The sequence below is a fragment of the Flavobacterium sp. 21.1 genome, from assembly GCF_057801535.1.
Genome location: NZ_JBYNXA010000003.1, coordinates 157,326 through 175,074, shown reverse-complemented (window position 1 = coordinate 175,074; position 17,749 = coordinate 157,326). Strand labels below are relative to the sequence as shown.

The 17,749-nt window shown below is 40.4% G+C and carries 13 protein-coding genes; 6 read left to right on the top strand and 7 right to left on the bottom strand.

Features of this window, described 5'->3' with window-relative positions; translation table 11 throughout:
- The first annotated feature begins 22 nt into the window (after positions 1-22).
- From dnaE to trxA, 3 genes are all read left to right on the top strand, one after another.
- Positions 23-4,546, top strand: coding sequence for a DNA polymerase III subunit alpha (dnaE, locus tag AC3E9U_RS07485; protein WP_488746283.1), 4,524 nt, complete (start codon positions 23-25; stop codon positions 4,544-4,546).
- A gap of 12 nt (positions 4,547-4,558) precedes the next feature.
- Positions 4,559-4,750: a hypothetical protein gene (locus tag AC3E9U_RS07480; protein WP_488746282.1), complete on the top strand. Its 192-nt coding sequence runs from the start codon at positions 4,559-4,561 to the stop codon at positions 4,748-4,750.
- Between the two features lie 105 nt (positions 4,751-4,855).
- Entirely contained in the window at positions 4,856-5,173 is a 318-nt protein-coding gene (trxA, locus tag AC3E9U_RS07475; RefSeq protein WP_023572993.1) for a thioredoxin, read from the top strand.
- 48 nt (positions 5,174-5,221) lie between these two features.
- Here trxA and AC3E9U_RS07470 read toward each other — a convergent pair whose 3' ends face one another.
- Positions 5,222-7,273, bottom strand: a complete 2,052-nt coding sequence (locus AC3E9U_RS07470) for a tetratricopeptide repeat-containing sensor histidine kinase (RefSeq protein WP_488746281.1) — start codon at positions 7,271-7,273, stop codon at positions 5,222-5,224.
- Positions 7,270-7,974 (bottom strand): LytR/AlgR family response regulator transcription factor, encoded by a 705-nt coding sequence (locus AC3E9U_RS07465; protein ID WP_488746280.1) that lies wholly within the window; start codon positions 7,972-7,974, stop codon positions 7,270-7,272. Before AC3E9U_RS07465 ends, AC3E9U_RS07470 begins: the two co-directional genes overlap by 4 nt.
- A gap of 157 nt (positions 7,975-8,131) precedes the next feature.
- Here AC3E9U_RS07465 and AC3E9U_RS07460 point away from each other — a divergent pair, with 157 nt between their 5' ends.
- Positions 8,132-11,800: a tail fiber domain-containing protein gene (locus AC3E9U_RS07460; protein WP_488746279.1), complete on the top strand. Its 3,669-nt coding sequence runs from the start codon at positions 8,132-8,134 to the stop codon at positions 11,798-11,800.
- Positions 11,801-11,837: 37 nt separating this feature from the next.
- Here the strand turns inward: AC3E9U_RS07460 and AC3E9U_RS07455 are convergent, their stop codons facing one another.
- The 5 genes from AC3E9U_RS07455 to AC3E9U_RS07435 form a co-directional block, all read right to left on the bottom strand.
- Entirely contained in the window at positions 11,838-12,728 is an 891-nt protein-coding gene (locus tag AC3E9U_RS07455) for a pseudouridine synthase (protein ID WP_488746278.1), read from the bottom strand.
- A gap of 109 nt (positions 12,729-12,837) precedes the next feature.
- On the bottom strand, positions 12,838-13,755 hold the full coding sequence (locus tag AC3E9U_RS07450; RefSeq protein ID WP_488746277.1) for a geranylgeranylglycerol-phosphate geranylgeranyltransferase: 918 nt from the start codon (positions 13,753-13,755) through the stop codon (positions 12,838-12,840).
- Between the two features lie 3 nt (positions 13,756-13,758).
- Positions 13,759-14,352, bottom strand: coding sequence for a hypothetical protein (locus AC3E9U_RS07445; protein WP_488746276.1), 594 nt, complete (start codon positions 14,350-14,352; stop codon positions 13,759-13,761).
- A 38-nt stretch (positions 14,353-14,390) separates the two neighbouring features.
- Positions 14,391-15,329, bottom strand: a complete 939-nt coding sequence (locus AC3E9U_RS07440) for a mevalonate kinase family protein (protein ID WP_488746275.1) — start codon at positions 15,327-15,329, stop codon at positions 14,391-14,393.
- 48 nt (positions 15,330-15,377) lie between these two features.
- On the bottom strand, positions 15,378-16,463 hold the full coding sequence (locus tag AC3E9U_RS07435) for a diphosphomevalonate decarboxylase (protein ID WP_488746274.1): 1,086 nt from the start codon (positions 16,461-16,463) through the stop codon (positions 15,378-15,380).
- A 104-nt stretch (positions 16,464-16,567) separates the two neighbouring features.
- Between AC3E9U_RS07435 and AC3E9U_RS07430 the strand changes: the two genes are divergently transcribed.
- Together AC3E9U_RS07430 and AC3E9U_RS07425 are read left to right on the top strand one after the other, a co-directional pair.
- Positions 16,568-17,044: a TspO/MBR family protein gene (locus AC3E9U_RS07430; RefSeq protein WP_488746273.1), complete on the top strand. Its 477-nt coding sequence runs from the start codon at positions 16,568-16,570 to the stop codon at positions 17,042-17,044.
- 183 nt (positions 17,045-17,227) lie between these two features.
- Entirely contained in the window at positions 17,228-17,746 is a 519-nt protein-coding gene (locus tag AC3E9U_RS07425) for a hypothetical protein (protein ID WP_488746272.1), read from the top strand.
- Positions 17,747-17,749 lie beyond the last annotated feature (3 nt).

The following is a 17,749-nucleotide window of genomic DNA, read 5'->3' as shown; positions in this document are numbered from 1 at the left end:
TTACAGCTTAAAAATCAGCTGAATGTATTTAATTTTCGATACCGAAACTACCGGATTGCCACGCAGTTGGTCGGCACCTATTACCGATACCGACAACTGGCCACGTTGTATCCAAATCGCCTGGCAGCTGCACGATGAATTGGGAAATCTTATCGAGCATCAGGATTATCTGGTAAAACCGGAAGGTTTCAATATTCCGTATGATGCCGAACGAATTCATGGTATTTCCACGGAATTGGCCATGGAGCAGGGAATTCCGCTTTTAGAAGTGTTGGAGAAATTCAACATTGCCTTGTCGAAAGCTAAGTACATCGTAGGACAGAACGTTGGTTTCGACGTGAACATCATGGGGTGTGAATTTCACCGTATGAGCGTCGGTTCCGACATGTCAAAAATGCCGGTTTTGGACACCTGTACCGAAACCACAGCCGAGTTGTTAAAACTACCGGGAGGTCGTGGCGGAAAATTCAAATTACCCACACTAACCGAGTTACACCAATACCTTTTCGGAGAACCGTTTGCAGAGGCACACAATGCGACTGCCGACGTCGAAGCAACCACACGCTGTTTCCTTGAATTGATCAAACGCGAGGTTTTTACCAAAGAAGAACTCGACGTAACCGAAGATTATTACCACCGTTTCCGTGAGAACAATCCGCAGGAAATCAAGTTGATCGGCTTAAAGCATATCAACCTGAAAGCAGCTTCCGATGAAATCCGTGCGCGATTAAAACAGATTCAGCAGGAAGAAGTCGGGCAGGTTATTTCCGAAGAAGATAAAAAAGATCTGGAGCATGCGTCTTTCGCGCATTTGCACAACCATTCGCAGTTTTCGGTATTACAGTCCACCATATCTATTGGTGCTTTGGTAAATGCAGCCGTAAAGAATAAAATGCCGGCGGTGGCGATGACCGATGTCGGAAATATGATGGGTGCATTTCAATTTGTGAGTGCGGTACTGAATCATAATAAAGGTGCTGAAGCCAAAAACAAAGCTGCTGAAGAAAACGGAGAGGAACCAACGGAGACTATTGTAAAACCAATCGTTGGTGCCGAGTTTAATGTTTGTGATGACCACAAAGACAAATCCAAAAAAGACAACGGTTATCAGGTCGTTTTTCTGGCAAAGAATAAAAAAGGTTATCACAATCTGGCGAAAATGGCATCCATCGCCTATACGGAAGGTTTCTATTATGTACCTCGTATCGATCGCACGGTAGTGGAAAAATATAAAGAAGATATTATTGTTTTGTCGGGTAATCTCTATGGTGAAATCCCGAGCAAAATTTTAAATATTGGTGAAAATCAGGCAGAAGAGGCATTAATTTGGTGGAAGTCCCAATTCCAGGAAGATTTCTACATCGAAGTAATGCGTCACAATCAGGAAGACGAAAACCGCGTGAACCAAACCCTGATTGCCTTCGCCCGAAAACACAATATCAAACTGATTGCGACCAATAATACCTATTATGTAGCCAAAGAAGACGCCAACGCTCACGATATTTTATTGTGTGTAAAAGACGGTGAAAAACAGGCAACACCTATTGGTAGAGGTCGAGGTTATCGTTTCGGTATGCCGAATCAGGAATACTATTTCAAATCGCAGGCGGAGATGAAAAAGATCTTCGCCGATTTGCCCGAAGCGATCATCAACATTCAGGAAATCATTGATAAAGTAGAAGCTTATTCGTTGTATCGCGACGTATTGCTTCCAAAATTCGACATTCCTGAAGAATTCATGGTCCCCGAAGATAAAGCGGATGGAGGTGTAAGAGGTGAAAATGCCTATCTAAGGCATCTGACCATGAACGGAGCCCAAAGAAGATATGAGGAAATTACGCCTGACATTCAGGAACGATTGGATTTTGAGTTATTGACCATCTCCAATTCGGGATATCCGGGTTACTTTTTGATCGTACAGGATTTCATTGCCGAAGCGCGTAAAATGGGAGTTTCGGTAGGGCCTGGACGTGGTTCTGCAGCGGGTTCTGCAGTGGCGTATTGTTTAGGAATCACCAATATCGACCCCATTAAATACGACCTGCTTTTTGAGCGTTTCCTTAATCCCGACCGTGTATCCATGCCCGATATCGATATCGACTTTGATGACGAAGGCCGTGGATTGGTTATGGATTACGTAATCAACAAATACGGCGCGAATCAGGTGGCACAGATTATCACTTATGGTAAGATGGCAACCAAATCGGCGATTCGTGATACTGCCCGTGTATTGGATTTACCGTTGTTTGAAGCAGATCGAATCGCAAAACTGATTCCGGCGATGATGCCTGGTAAATGGAATCTGGCGCGTTTTCTGGCAGAAGACGAAAGCGAAGTGAAAAAGGCATTGAAATCTTCCGAAGAATTCGATCGCGTCAAAGAACTGATTGCGATTGCCGGCGAAGAAGATTTGGCAGGAGAAACCATTCAGCAGGCAAAAATGCTGGAAGGATCTCTTCGTAATACGGGTATTCACGCCTGTGGGGTAATCATTACGCCGGATGACATTACCAATTTCGTACCGGTAACTACAGCCAAAGATTCCGATTTGTACGTAACCCAATTCGACAACTCGGTGGCGGAAAGTGCCGGTCTGTTGAAAATGGACTTCCTGGGGTTAAAGACCCTTACCCTAATTAAAGATACGGTCAAATTGGTAAAATACCGTACCGGAATCCAGCTCGATCCGGATACTTTTCCAATTGATGACCAAAAAACATACGAACTGTTCCAGCGGGGCGAAACTGTCGGAATCTTCCAGTATGAGTCACCTGGGATGCAGAAATATATGAAAGAGCTGAAGCCAACCGTTTTCGGGGATTTGATTGCGATGAACGCATTATATCGTCCGGGGCCGTTGGAGTACATTCCGTCTTTCGTCCGAAGAAAAAACGGTGAAGAAGAAATCACCTATGATTTGGACGCAAACGAAGAATACCTTGCCGAAACCTATGGAATTACGGTATACCAGGAGCAGGTAATGCTTCTGTCTCAGAAACTGGCGAATTTCTCCAAAGGTGATGCCGACGTTCTTCGTAAAGCTATGGGTAAGAAGCAGAAAGACGTCTTAGATAAGATGAAATCCAAGTTCATCGATCAGGCGATGGCCAACGGTCACGATGAAAAAAAACTGGATAAGATCTGGACCGACTGGGAAGCGTTTGCGAGTTACGCCTTCAACAAATCCCACTCGACCTGTTATGCATGGATTGCTTATCAAACCGCGTATCTGAAAGCGCATTATCCTGCGGAATATATGGCGGCGGTACTTTCCAATAACATGAACGATATCAAACAGGTTTCGTTCTTTATGGAGGAATGTAAGCGTATGGGCTTGGATGTATTAGGTCCGGATGTGAATGAGTCGTTCTATAAATTTACGGTAAATGAAAACTACGCCGTTCGTTTCGGAATGGGAGCAATCAAAGGCGTTGGAGAAGGTGCCGTGAAAACCATAGTGGATACCCGTAAAGAAGGGAAATACAAATCCATATTCGATTTGGCCAAGCGTATTGATTTGCGTGCAGCCAATAAAAAAGCTTTTGAAAACTTAGCGCTGGCAGGAGGATTCGATTGTTTTATCAATACGCACCGTGCGCAGTATTTCCATCATGACGGCGATAATATTACGTTTTTGGAAAAAGCGATGCGTTACGGTTCAAAAACGCAGGAAAATGAAAACTCGTCGCAGGTAAGTTTATTTGGGGATGCTTCCGAAGTACAGATTCCGGAGCCTACCGTGCCGCCTTGTGAAGAATGGTATACCATGGAAAAACTCGCCAAAGAGAAAGAAGTGGTAGGGATTTACATTTCAGGACATCCGTTGGATGATTATAAATATGAAATGAAATATTTCTGTCCGAGCCGTTTGGATTCATTGAAAGATTTAAATCAGCTTGTTGGGAAAAATGTGGCTTTCGGTGGAATTGTAACTAATGTCCAGCACCGAACCGCAAAAAACGGAAAAGGCTGGGCGACTTTCAATTTGGAAGGTTACGATGAAAGTTACGAGTTCCGGATTTTTGATGAGGAATATCTGAAATTCCGTCATTATTTGGGTCAGAATAATTTCGTGTATATAAAGGTGAATGTGAAAGAAGGGTGGGTAAATCGGGAAACCGGTAAGAAATCCGATCCTCGTTTGCAGTTTATAGATGTGATGCAATTGCAGGATGTGTTGCCGAAATTCGCCAAAAAGCTGATCTTAATGTTTTCTATCAGTGAATTACGCGAACAGGTTATTATGGAACTCAACGAATTATTTAAAGCCAATGCCGGGGAAACTACGGTTACTTTTGAAGTGATGGAACTGGAACGCATTAAAAAAATTGTAGAAGTTCCGGTAGTGAGTGAGATGAACGAGTCCGATGAGGTGGGCGATACCGATGAGAGTATGGATGAAGTCGAAATAACCATCCCGGAAGAAAAAGAAGAAATTAAAGTGGTGACCAAACTCACCATGCCTAGCCGAAAACTCAAAGTAGGGGTTTCGAATGAGATGTTAGGTGAGTTGGAACGGTTACAGATTAACTTCAAACTGAATTAATCGCTTTGAACTATGGAAAATTTAAAATTGCATTCGGACGGGAAAGATGATTTTCTGCAAGAGCTCAAAAAACAGTTCGATAAAATTGTGTCGGAAATAAGAAAAAAAGAAGACCTCAGTATTGAGGAAAAGCTTCGGGAAATAGAAAAGGCTGCGGTTGATTTTGAAAAAGCCAAACAGGACGCTTCAAAAAGTTCTTTCTGATCAGTATAAAAAATATCAATTTAATCATAATTAAAACTGATTTTCAATAGGTAAACAATTCAAAATAATATTCTACTTTTGTCAGACAATTTAAAAAATGAAATTATGGCTTTAGCAATAACAGATGCAACTTTTGATGAAGTGGTATTGAAATCAGAAAAACCGGTATTAGTAGATTTTTGGGCAGCTTGGTGTGGACCATGTCGTATGGTGGCTCCAATCATTGATCAGATCAGTGAGGAATATGCCGGAAAAGCAGTAATCGGAAAAGTTGATGTTGATGCGAATCAGGAGTTTGCAGCAAAATATGGTGTTCGTAACATCCCAACTGTATTGGTTTTCCAAAACGGTGAAGTTGTAGGACGTCAGGTAGGAGTTGCTCCTAAAAACACATACACTGAAGCAATCGACGCATTATTATAATCGATAGTTCGAAAAAATAAACAAGGCCTAACGAAAGTTAGGCTTTTTTTATGCAAAAACTAAAGTGAATCGGGTTCCCTTTTCAAGAATGTCAACATTAATTCTGCAGTCAATGGCTTTGGCCAGATCGCGAATAAGATGCAGTCCCAACCCGGTCTTTATCCCTACGACTTCTTTTTCATCGTATAACGCTTTAAACTTTTCCTGCGTTCCCCCCGGACCATTGTCAGTAATGGATAAATAGTTTTGCCCGTTTTCCTTCCAGGCTTTCCAAACAATGGTAGGATTGCTTGTTTTTTCCAGTGCTTTTATCGCATTTGCCGTTAGGTTTCGGAGGATGGTTTTTGCATAATTTTCATCCGTTGTTATTTGAAGCAGATCCGTATTTTCAAATGCAATTGTTATATGTTCCACACCGGAAAAATGATTGGCAATGTCTTCAAATAATGTTGTGACCACTATGTTTTTTGGCTGAGGCTTGAAATTTTCCATTTGCCCTTTACTCCAAAGCAACAGGTCTTCCATGGTGTTTAAAAGATTTTCAGCGCCGGTAATCGTTTTCTTTTCCATGCGTTCTTTACTTTCATCATCCAATAGTTCCGGATGTTCTTTTTGTAGGTAAAGGAATTGAATCAGATTAGCGACAGGACTTCTTAAATCGTGATTTAAAATGCTGAAAAACTGGGTTTTTACTTTATTGGCCTGATCCAGTTCGGTATTTAACAAGAGTAGTTTTTTATTGGTTTTCTTAGTGTTTTGGCTCTGCTTATACAGTAATGAAGCAATAATCAAAAGGAGAACGAAACCGGTTGCAAGATAGATTTGCTGTTTTCGCGTACTTTCGATTTGGAGGTTTTTTAGTCTGTTTTCTGATGAAAGCGCACTGATCTTCTCCTGTTTTGATTGGTTTTGATATTTGCCTTCAGCGTTGGCAATGCTTTGTTTTGCTGATTCCGTGAGCATCATCTCATTGCTTTCGCTGTAAATTACCTGGTATTTGTACGCGTTTTGCCACTCGCCTAAAGCGTCATAACATTGCGATAATTTTTTATTTATAATGATGAAGCATTCCTTGTCAAATTCATAAGCATATTTTGAAGCTGAACTGAGTGTTTTGATCGCATCCTGATATTTTTTCTGTTCGTATTCCAATTTTCCTTTACAGATATTGGCTTCCATTAAAATCTCCTCGTCATTGGATTTCAAGGCATAAAAAACAGCATTTTTTGCATAATCTGAAGCTTTGTCTATTTGTTTGTTTGCCATGTAATAGTCGGCCATCAGTCGGTTTGCGGCGCTGATGTTCAAATGCAGCGAATCTTCTTTGCTAACCAAGGCATGAATTTCCGAATAGTATTTTCGCAGCCTGACTGGCTCATTCAAAGCGACATAACATTTCATGTAGTCAACATCAAGAAAAGCGACTGCATTTGCTGAAGTTTTCAGATAAGGCAATGCATAATCCGAATATTCAATGCTTTTTTGATATTGTTTCATCTTGATGTAGGCGCTGGCTATCTGTGAGTAGGAAATGCCAATATTCACTATGTTGTTGGCATCGTCTTTAGGGAATTTTTTCCGGTACTGTATGGCTTTCAGTTTATAACCGATGAATTTTTCGTATTCGGATTTATCGAGATAATATTCACCCATACTGCCATTTAAAATTCCTTGCGTATAGATATTTTTAGTGGTGTCGAGTACTTTCTTAATATAACCGATCAGTTTTTCCCTGTCATCAAATCTCTTCGTAGAGTAATACAGATAATTTAACCGCATCAGGGCCAGGGTTTCTTCTTTTAAGTGTTTTCCTTTTTTGGAATAAGCCAATGATTTTTCATAAAAGGGAACGGCAGCTTCGTAACGATTGTTATCGTATTCGTAACCGTAAGCCTTGAAGTAATAAAATCGGGATAAGAAATAAGCGTTGTTGTCCGCCTTGTCAATTCCTTTAGAAGCAGCGATAATCAATTGCTTGTAATCGTTGTTTTCAAGAAGGTTTTCACAATTTCTGATGAGCAGATTCAGTTCTTTAATAGTTGCTTGTGAAAACAACAGAATCGGGCAAAATACTAACAGCCATAAAAAGATTTTTCTCATGAGATGGAGCTCAAATTATCTTTATAACTACGGCCGATCGGAATCACAACATTATTGTTCAATTCAATTTCCTGTGAGCCAATTTTCCTGATGAATTGTTTCTGTACCGCAAAACTTCGGTGAATTCTTATGAAAGACTGAAAATGACTTTCCTTTAGCAACATACCGATACTTGATAAAACACAATGTCTTTTTTGGGAAGTAACAATGAGTGTGTAATCCTTTAAAGCTTCCAGATACAAAATATCGTGAAGTTTAACTTTGGTTTGCTGATGACCTTCTTTGATGTAGACGGTATCGCCGCCGATGCTGGCTTCAAAAAGAGATGCTTTGTGTTTGATTTCCATGAATTCGGAAATGCGGGTCATAGTTTGCGAAAAACGATCCAGTTTTACCGGTTTTACGATGAAATCCAGTGTTTCCAGTTCGAAACTTTCCACTGCATGTTCCGGATGGGACGTTATGAAAACGCAAACGGGGATATGCAGCGTTTTTTTTCGGAAATCCAGGCCGCTAATAATGGGCATGTCGATATCCAGAAAAAGAACATCGACTGTTTCTTTTTCAATCAATTCCAGCGCTTCTTCGGCCGATTCATAAACCCCCACGATGTTGAGATTAGGGAATTTTTTGGCATGTGAAACAACCGTCAGGCGATCGATTTCATCGTCATCAATTATTATGCAGTTTAAGTTTTTCATAAGGGATTGCCACTGAGCCAAATGTATAAAAATTTTAACAAAAATAAAGTCGTCCGTCTATTTAAAAAGTCGTTCGTCTATTATCGCTTTTTTATGGAAAATAGTTGATCCATTTTTGTATACCCCAAAAGTACAGTCAGCCTTTATAGAATCAAGTATGAAAAAAAAGTTACCCCTTCTTGGATTGATTTTCCTTTCTTTTGAAGCCTTTTCGCAGGTAGGAATTAATACAACTACTCCGAACGCACAATTGGATATTAAGTCCAGTAATCAGGCGGTCCCTTCCATTATGGATGGGCTCCTTATTCCGAAAATAGATGTTTTTCCAGCGGTAAATCCGGGTGCAGCACAGACCGGGATGATGGTTTATCTTACTACAACAGCAGCAGGCAATCAGCCGGGATTTTATTATTGGGATAATGGCTCCACAAGCTGGGTCGGCATAAAAGGCAAAGCGGGTTGGGAATTAACTGGGAATTCCGGAACGACAGACGGGGTTCATTTTTTAGGTACAACCGATAATGTCCCTTTAAATTTTAAGGTGAATAATCAGAAGGCCGGCCGAGTAGATGCTGGAGGTGTTGTCTTTCTGGGTTATCAGGCCGGAAACAGTAATACAACAGGATTTCGTAATGTAGCACTGGGATATCAGGCCATGCTTTCCAATACAACGGGTAGCATAAATATTGCCATCGGTTCAGAGGCTCTTTATTCGAATACTTCGGGGAATTTTAATGCTGCTCTTGGTACGCTATCGCTTGCAGCAAATACTACTGGAAGTTTTAATACCGGAAATGGGAGCTACACGCTTTTTTCAAATGCAACGGGAGTAAATAATACAGCCTCAGGATATGCTTCGCTTTATTCCAATACTACAGGCAATTACAATACGGCAAGTGGAGTCAACTCACTTTATATGAATACCGTTGGCGGTTACAACACGGCAAATGGATTTGATGCGCTTTTTACGAATACAACCGGAACTAATAATACAGCAAGTGGATGTTTTGCATTGATGAACAATTCGACAGGTTATAGTAATACCGCTACAGGCCTTTCTGCACTGCGTTACAATACAACGGGGTATGGTAACATAGCAACAGGAGTTGAGGCAATGCTTAACAATACAACAGGTTTTTTTAATGTAGCCTATGGGCATCAGTCTCTTTATAGTAATATTTCAGGTACAGAGAATACGGCCGTAGGATACCGATCACTTTATACAAACTTTAATGCTATAAGAAATACGGCAATCGGATATCAGTCGTTAATGAACAATACTACCGGAAGTTCCAATACTGCTACCGGAGTAAACGCATTGCGTGACAACAGTGTAGGAATCGGTAATACGGCGATGGGTACCGAAGCATTGCTTTCCAATACAACAGGAATGGAAAATGTGGCAAATGGTTATCGAGCTTTAGGTTCCAGCACTACAGCTTCTTTTAATACAGCTAATGGAACTTATGCCCTCGCTGTTACCACAACTGGAGGCGGAAACACGGCTGACGGTTACCAGTCTCTTTTTCAAAATACAACCGGATACGGGAATATTACAATGGGTTCGCAGTCCCTATACGCAAATACTACAGGTTTCTACAATACGGCCTTGGGTACCCAATCCCTTTTCTCCAATACTGCTGTTTCTCATCTTGTTGCTGTTGGTTATCAGTCGTTATACAGCAATACAAGTGGCACGTATAATACAGCACTGGGGACGCAATCCCTTTACTCCAATACAGTCGGAGCTGAAAATACGGCTTTGGGTTATAAATCCTTGTATTCCAATATTAATGCGGGCAGAAATACGGCTGTAGGAACGCAATCATTGTATACTAACGCCTACGGGTTCTATAATACTGCAATCGGGTATAATGCCTTGTATAGTAATTTTGATGGCGATTATAACTTTGCTGCCGGGCCATCTGCTTTGTATACCAATACTTCAGGTAATGATAATATTGCTGTTGGAAGCTATTCCCTGTATAGCAATACTACCGGATCCAATAATGTTGGAATTGGAAGTGGGGCGATAAGAAACAATAGTACAGGATGGAACAATGAAGCGATAGGTTACAATGCACTTTTCAATAATACCACAGGTAATGAAAATTCAGCAACGGGTGCCTTTACCCTTTATGCCAACACAACAGGAAACAGTAATGCAGCCAGTGGAGCATGGGCTCTTCGCAGCAATACCGGCGGAAATGAAAATACGGCTCATGGTAAAAGGGCTCTATATTCCAATACCACTGCAAGCAATAATACGGCTATGGGTTCAGAAGCGTTGTATTTCAATACGACAGGAAACAACAATACTTCGGTGGGATTCAAATCCCTGCATGCCAATACTACCGGAGCGGAAAATGTTGCTACAGGATATAATGCTTTGTATTCCAATACTGTAGGAATGTCTAATACGGCAAATGGTAGCGGTGCGCTTTATACGAATACCACAGGGAATTTTAATTCGGCTTCTGGCGGTTATTCGCTGAATCTAAACACAACAGGTAGTTATAATACCGCAACTGGGTATGCTGCCCTTTTTACAAATTCGACAGGAAATGAGAATACCGCAACCGGATTGAATGCAATGTTTTCCAATACCGACGGAAGTCAGAATACGGCTACTGGGAACAGTACCTTATACTCTAATACTACCGGAAATTTTAACACTGCCACGGGAGTCATTTCGTTAAGATCAAATACCACAGGAAGCAAAAACACTGCTGCAGGTTACGGTTCCTTAAGTGCTAATTCAACAGGAAACGAAAATACTGCTATAGGCTATGAAACGCTAAATGCCAATACAACAGGAATTGGTAACACTGCTACGGGGCTAAGTGCACTTAATGACAATACTACTGGGAGTTATAACACTTCAAATGGTTGGAATACGTTAGCATTAAATACCACGGGGGGGTATAATTCAGGTTTCGGAACTCAGGCGCTTAAATCCAATACCACAGGAAGTGATAATGTCGCTGTTGGATTGAATGCACTTTATACCAATACTTCCGGAAATGGTAATACGGCAATTGGGAGAGGTGCTTTGGTGGCCAATACCACCGGAAATTACAACGTGTCAAGCGGGATGAGTTCACTTTTCGGCAATACAACGGGATATTATAATGTTGCTAATGGGACGTCTGCTCTTGTTGCTAATACCACCGGTTTCCAAAATACAGCGGTTGGAGGCGGTTCACTTACTACAACCACAACAGGATCATACAATACAGCACTTGGATATAACACGGGACCTAATACCAATACTTTCTTCAACACGACCTGTTTGGGGATTGATGCGACAGCAACCGCGAGCAATATGGTACGTATCGGAAATGTTTTTGTTAGCTCGATCGGAGGGTACCAAAACTGGACCAATATTTCAGATGGCCGTTTTAAGGAAGATATTAAGGAAGACGTGCCGGGACTTAAATTTATCCAGCAGTTGCGCCCGGTGACTTATCGTTTGAACCGTGAAAAAATCAATGAGATGACAGGGGTTTCTAAAGGGAAAACTACCGACGCTTCCGGGTTGAGCGGTGAAAAATACTCAGAAATCACTACCGGTTTTATCGCACAGGAAGTAGAAGCAGCAGCCAAAGCGAACAATTTTGATTTCAGCGGGGTTGACAAACCTAAAAACGAAAACGATTTCTACGGATTGCGTTACGCAGAATTTGTCGTGCCTCTGGTAAAAGCGGTTCAGGAACAGCAGAAAATCATCGAACAGGAGCAGGAAAAAAACAAACAACTTCAAACCACCGTTCAGGAACTTGAGCAAAGACTTAAAGCAATTGAAGAAAAGCTTAGTAAGATGTAATAAAAAAGGCTAACGAAAATGTTAGCCTTTTTTCTATTTAGATGTTTCGCAAATTGATGATTTCCTGTTCGGTAAGGAATCTCCAATTGCCTCTTGGTAAATTCTTTTTTGTCAAACCTGCAAAAACCACTCGGTCAACTTTTAGAACGTCGTATTTCAGATGTTCGAAAATGGAACGCACCACTTTTACATTGGACGTTTTCATTTTGATTCCGATTTCACTTTTCGGCTGATCTTCGATATACGATACTTCTTCCACAAAAACACGGTGACCGTCGATGGTCAATCCGCTTCCGATTCGTTCCAGATCTTCATATTTCAGATTCTTATCCAAAGAAACCTGGTATACTTTCGAAGAGCGTTGATTCGGAATCGTAAACTTACGAACGATGTCGGTGTCATTGGTAAATAATAACAAACCGGTCGTTGTTTTGTCCATTCGTCCTACCGCTTGTAATTTGGCTCTCGTAGCACCACGAACCAAATCCAATACGTTATTGGCATTGATGTCTTCCTCTTTGGAAGTGGTGAAACCTTTTGGTTTGTTCAATAAAATATATTCTTTTTTCTCCGGCGTAATGGTGTTCCCGTCGAAGTTTACGACGTCATTCAGTTGGACTTTGTACCCCATTTCGGTAACGACTTCACCGTTTACTTTTACGTTTCCGGACTGGATGTAAATATCGGCATCACGGCGTGAGCAAACGCCCGAATTGGCAATGTATTTGTTCAGACGGATTTCGTCCGGATTGGCAGGTTTTTTAGGTGCTTTTGGTTTTTTATCGAAAGCAGGTTTTGCTTTAGGGAAACCGGTTTTTTTATCATCTTTCTTAAACGTAGCTTTAGCCGGACCGCTTGATTTTTTCGAACCGCCACTTGTTTTTTTTGATGTAGAACCTTTTTTATTATTTCCTTTTCCGTTGTTCATTTCACTATAATTTGTGCAAAGATAAGGATTTAGGATTTGGAAATGGGGATTTTGTTACAACACGGACAAAACGATTGTTTTACTACGTTTCAGATGTAAATATTAGGATTTAGATCTTCAAAACAGCCCGACCGTGAACCAAAACCGAAGGATCGATAAGTACAATGCAGAAAACACCGGCTACAATAAGTAGTTTCATGGTGTTGTGCAGTTTCACATATTCATCGTGCGTTTGGGACTTCCACAGTTTTAAAAGGAAAAAGATTAGGACGATCAGGCTGATGTAAAAGTAGATGTCCATATAGCCTACATCAAATCTTGCGATCAGAATGTAAATAGGAAGCACGGTTGAAATGGTCAGCACCGTTATGAGTTGTTTGGATGTTTTTTCGCCGAAACGTACCGGAATGGTTTGGTAGTTATTGGCTACATCGCCTTTTATGTTTTCAAGATCTTTGATCATTTCACGGATTAGGATCAGCAGAAATAAAAAGGTGGCATGGGCAAAAATAACGTGATAGAAATTCTTAAAATACAGTAAAATACCGAAGAACGGCAAAACTGCTAATAAAGAAGCGGTCAGGTTTCCGATGATTGGATATTTCTTGAGTTTGTGCGAATAGAACCAGATCAGGAAAATGTATACCGCAAAGAACAAAGCGGCGCGCCATGAAATGATAAAAGCGAGCGCTGTTGCCAAAAAATTCAATCCGAAATAAACCTGAAGTTTCGTTTTCTGACTGACCAAACGATCGAGCATTGATTTATTAGGACGGTTGATCAGATCTTTCTCTGAGTCGTAGAAATTATTGATGATATAACCCGAAGCAATCGTTAGGGTGGAAACAAAAACAATGATAAAAAGACGCCAGTCCAGTAAAACATCCAACGCTCTTTTCTCAGGTGCCAAAATAAAAATGGACGACAGATATTGTGCGATGACAATTATAGGGATGTTATACCCCCGCACCACAGAAAACAAACTGAGGATTTTCATCAGTAACATTTTTGTTTTACGAGTGAGCATCTACTAAGTTTTAAAAGTTTTAGAGTTATAAGTTGTTTTTACTCTTGAGAAAATTTCTTTTCTAAAATGGAATATGGTTGTTACAATGAAAAATGTCAAAACACTTATTGCTACTTCAATCAAAATATCACCTTGGTACATTGTCCATGTTGAGGGTAAATAATCCCTGTGAAATGCTGAAAAAAATATGTATGTCCTCTCAAAAGAAAAAATAAAGAAATAAGTTAGTAAGAAAATCAACCATTTCTTGTTTTTGACAAAATTAAACCAGAACAGTTGTGTTGGTATGCAGAGAAATAAAATCGGAATAATAATGGCAAGCCAAATATTATTTAATATCACATTTCCTAAAAAAGCATACTGTTCATAAGAAACACCGGAGTACCATGCCATAAAAAATGTTATCGCATAATTGCAAACACAGGAAACAAGGTACAAAATCCCTATGACAGGAATGATTTTATTACCGGACGTAAACAAAGCTATTTTGCCAGATTGTCGAACAAAGAAAGCTAACACAAAAAGCAATGCAAAGCCAAACAAATAGGATTGGCAGTAATATGCAACATCACGGAATATTTCTTCTAAATAATGCAATGTTTGATCGACCTGTCGTTACAATTTAAAACCATGGGTTAAAACTGATACACCACTTCCAGTTTATAGTCTTTCAACGCATTTTTGGCTTTTTCCAAATCCTGTGTGAATCCTAAAATATAACCACCACCACCGGAACCGCAAAGTTTCAGGTAATAATCGTTAGTCTCGATTCCTTTTTGCCAAACCTGGTGGAATTGCTCAGGGATCATTGGTTTGAAGTTGTTCAAAACCACTTTGGAAAGCTTTTTAGTGTTTTCAAAAAGGGATTTCATATCGCCGTGCAGGAAGTTTTCCACACAGGCGTCGGTGTATTTTATGAATTGGGATTTCAGCATTTTGCGGAATCCTTCTTCTTTTAAATTTTCCATAAAGATGTTCACCATCGGAGCTGTTTCGCCCACAATCCCCGAATCAATTAAGAAAACGGCACCCTTTCCTCCAGTACTTTGTGAAGGAATGCCGGTCGGCTCAATATTGTCTTTGGAATTGATTAAAATCGGTAAGCTCAAATAGCTGTTCAACGGATCAAGACCTGAACTTTTTCCGTGGAAAAACGATTCCATCTCAGAAAAGATCGCTTTCAGCTGCAATAATTTTTCACGGGTAAGGTTTTCCAAAACTGTAATTTTCTTGTTGGCATATTTATCATAAATCGCCGCCACCAGTGCACCACTGCTTCCTACGCCATACCCTTGCGGAATGCTGGAGTCGAAATACATCCCCCGCTCCACATCTGCTTTTAAAGCATCCAAATTGAAGGTTACCAACTCAGGCTGTTCGCTCTGTAAATCTTTCAGGTAAGAGACAAATCGCTTTAAACTTGCATTGGATTTTTGGGCCTCTTCCGATAGATTTTCATCTACTTTCAACGCTCCGTTATAGAAATTATAAGGGATAGACAAGCCTTTAGAATCTTTGATGATTCCATATTCTCCAAAGAGTAAGATCTTAGAATAAAAAAGCGGTCCTTTCATTTTTGTTCTGGTTTTGGATATTCGTAATAACGTAAAAGTAGTAAAAAATCAATTATAATTTACAGCTCCCGTGCCAATTTCGTCACAAATGTACTGACCATTTTGACAATAGCCAACCAATTCGTCCTGAATAAATTGTAAAACCTGTTCTTTCACATTGTCCGGATACAGCACATGTACATTCGCGCCGGCATCCAGGGTGAAACAAACCGGAATTTGTGTTTCGTTCCGATATTTCCAGATCTTATTGATGATTTCCAGTGTATTAGGTTTCATCAGAATAAAATAAGGCATTGAGGTCATCATCATCGCGTGTAAAGTCAGCGCCTCACTTTCCACGATTTTGATGAACTGTGCTATATCTCCATTTTCCAAAACGTTCCTGATGGCTGATAAATTGTGATGCGCCTGAGAAAAACGTTGTTCCGCAAAAGGATGTCCGAACATCAGATCGTGTCCCACCGTGCTGGAAACCTGTTTTTCGCCTTTGTCTACCAATAAAATCGTGTCCTGGTATTTTTTGAAATTTTCGTGAATAGGGGAAGGGAATTCCACACCAAACAAATCAGAACTTCCGTCAATTTCTGCATGATTTCCCCAAACAACTACTTCACCTTTTACGCTTCGACACGCACTTCCTGAGCCCAATCGCGCTAAGAAAGAAGCTTTTTGGTTGAAATGTTCTTCCGAAATAGCCGGATTCAAAGTCTTTTCCAGACTCATGATGTTCACTGCCAAAGCCGCCATTCCCGATGCCGATGAAGCAATTCCTGAGCTGTGCGGAAAAGTGTTTTGGGTGTCGATCGTGAAATGGAAGTCTTTCAGATACGGACAATATTCAAAAATACGCTCGAAAAATTTTTGGATCTTCGGCTTGAAATCTTCTTTAGGTTGTCCTTCAAAAAGCAGATCGAATGAAAAAGTGCCGTCATTTTCTTTTTTTGCGAAACCCAATTTGGTGATCGTCTTGCAGTTGTTCAGCGTAAAACTGATCGAAGGATTGGCCGGAATCTGGTTGTCTTTCTTTCCCCAGTATTTAACTAATGCGATATTGCTGGGAGCGCTCCATTCGAAATTGCCGCTTTCTGTGGATACGGTATAGTTTTTTTGGATAAAATCCTTTTCAGAAATCATAAAAGTTGAAAAATTTAAGCAAAGATACATTTTTAGTTAGTTCAGTGCTAAAGTGCTTTGGAATCTGCGGTTTTTTCCTATTTTTGAAAACCTAATTTATCCAAATGCAAAAAATCACTCGAATCCTTACCGTTGTTGTTACCTGCCTGTGCATGGGTTATTTTTCCAAAATCATCATGGGCGATAGTGTTGAGGTTTGGTATCCAACCCTGATAAAACCGGGATTCACGCCTCCCAATTGGGTTTTTGCTCCGGTTTGGTCCGTGCTTTTTATCATGATGGGAATATCGGCTGGTCTGGTCTGGGATCGCATGGAGTTGGATCGGATCAACGTTCGTAAAGGACTGCAGTTTTTTGCGATTCAATTAGGGTTGAACATCTTATGGACCTATCTTTTCTTCGGTCTGCATAACCCGTTGCTGGCTTTGGCTGAAATAGCACTGCTTTGGCTGATGATCTATGAAACCTATATTGTCTTCAGAAGGGTGGATAAAATAGCGGCAATGTTGCTTTTACCTTATTTGGGATGGGTTAGTTTTGCGGCCATTTTAAACGCTGCCATTGTTTATCTGAACTGGTAGTTTTTTCGTCGACTTTTTCTGCTTTTTATCTATAACAACACTTTTGTAGCGAGCGGTAATTTCTTTTATCGTTAAATTTACGGTTACCCAAAAATCGCTCCGGAATCACATTTCTTCAGGGTTTCATTTTCTTAACCAACTGTTTGTTATATGGATTTTTGAATCAACTAAAAAATTAGAAATATGGGAGCTTTTGTTGTTTTACTTATTGGTTTAGTCGGTGTTTTGTTAGGCTATGTTATTGGGAAATCGGGTGTAAATTCAAGTTCAAAGGATGCTTCTGAAGTTGAAAAACTAAAAAGAAGAATGGCTGTGCTTTTATCTGAAAATGAAGTTTTAAAAGCGAAACTTGCGTCCGGTAGTCATGTTTTGGGATTCTCAGCCGAGCCAATGTCATTTCACGAGTTTGATCACGATTTTGCCTCTTCGGTTTTGGGAAGAGATGTGGAAGAGAATGATCTGAAGGTAATTGAAGGTGTAGGGCCAAAGATTGAACAGTTATTTAAAACCTCGGGTATTTTGACCTGGAAGAGTTTTGCTGAAATGTCGGTAGACCGCTGTAATGAGATTCTGAATAAAGCAGGGGAACAATTCGCTTTCCATAATCCTTCGACCTGGCCGCGTCAGGCACGATTGGCTTATGAAGGAAAATGGCGTGACTTAAAGCTATGGCAGGAATCGTTAAAAGGAGGTTTGGAGTAACGA

Bases quoted from the DNA above. Each gene is read 5' to 3' on its own strand.
- dnaE (WP_488746283.1), top strand. From the start codon at position 23: ATGTATTTAATTTTCGATACCGAAACTACCGGATTGCCACGCAGTTGG.
- AC3E9U_RS07480 (WP_488746282.1), top strand. From the start codon at position 4,559: ATGGAAAATTTAAAATTGCATTCGGACGGGAAAGATGATTTTCTGCAA.
- trxA (WP_023572993.1), top strand. From the start codon at position 4,856: ATGGCTTTAGCAATAACAGATGCAACTTTTGATGAAGTGGTATTGAAA.
- AC3E9U_RS07470 (WP_488746281.1), bottom strand. From the start codon at position 7,273: ATGAGAAAAATCTTTTTATGGCTGTTAGTATTTTGCCCGATTCTGTTG.
- AC3E9U_RS07465 (WP_488746280.1), bottom strand. From the start codon at position 7,974: ATGAAAAACTTAAACTGCATAATAATTGATGACGATGAAATCGATCGC.
- AC3E9U_RS07460 (WP_488746279.1), top strand. From the start codon at position 8,132: ATGAAAAAAAAGTTACCCCTTCTTGGATTGATTTTCCTTTCTTTTGAA.
- AC3E9U_RS07455 (WP_488746278.1), bottom strand. From the start codon at position 12,728: ATGAACAACGGAAAAGGAAATAATAAAAAAGGTTCTACATCAAAAAAA.
- AC3E9U_RS07450 (WP_488746277.1), bottom strand. From the start codon at position 13,755: ATGCTCACTCGTAAAACAAAAATGTTACTGATGAAAATCCTCAGTTTG.
- AC3E9U_RS07440 (WP_488746275.1), bottom strand. From the start codon at position 15,329: ATGAAAGGACCGCTTTTTTATTCTAAGATCTTACTCTTTGGAGAATAT.
- AC3E9U_RS07435 (WP_488746274.1), bottom strand. From the start codon at position 16,463: ATGATTTCTGAAAAGGATTTTATCCAAAAAAACTATACCGTATCCACA.
- AC3E9U_RS07430 (WP_488746273.1), top strand. From the start codon at position 16,568: ATGCAAAAAATCACTCGAATCCTTACCGTTGTTGTTACCTGCCTGTGC.
- AC3E9U_RS07425 (WP_488746272.1), top strand. From the start codon at position 17,228: ATGGGAGCTTTTGTTGTTTTACTTATTGGTTTAGTCGGTGTTTTGTTA.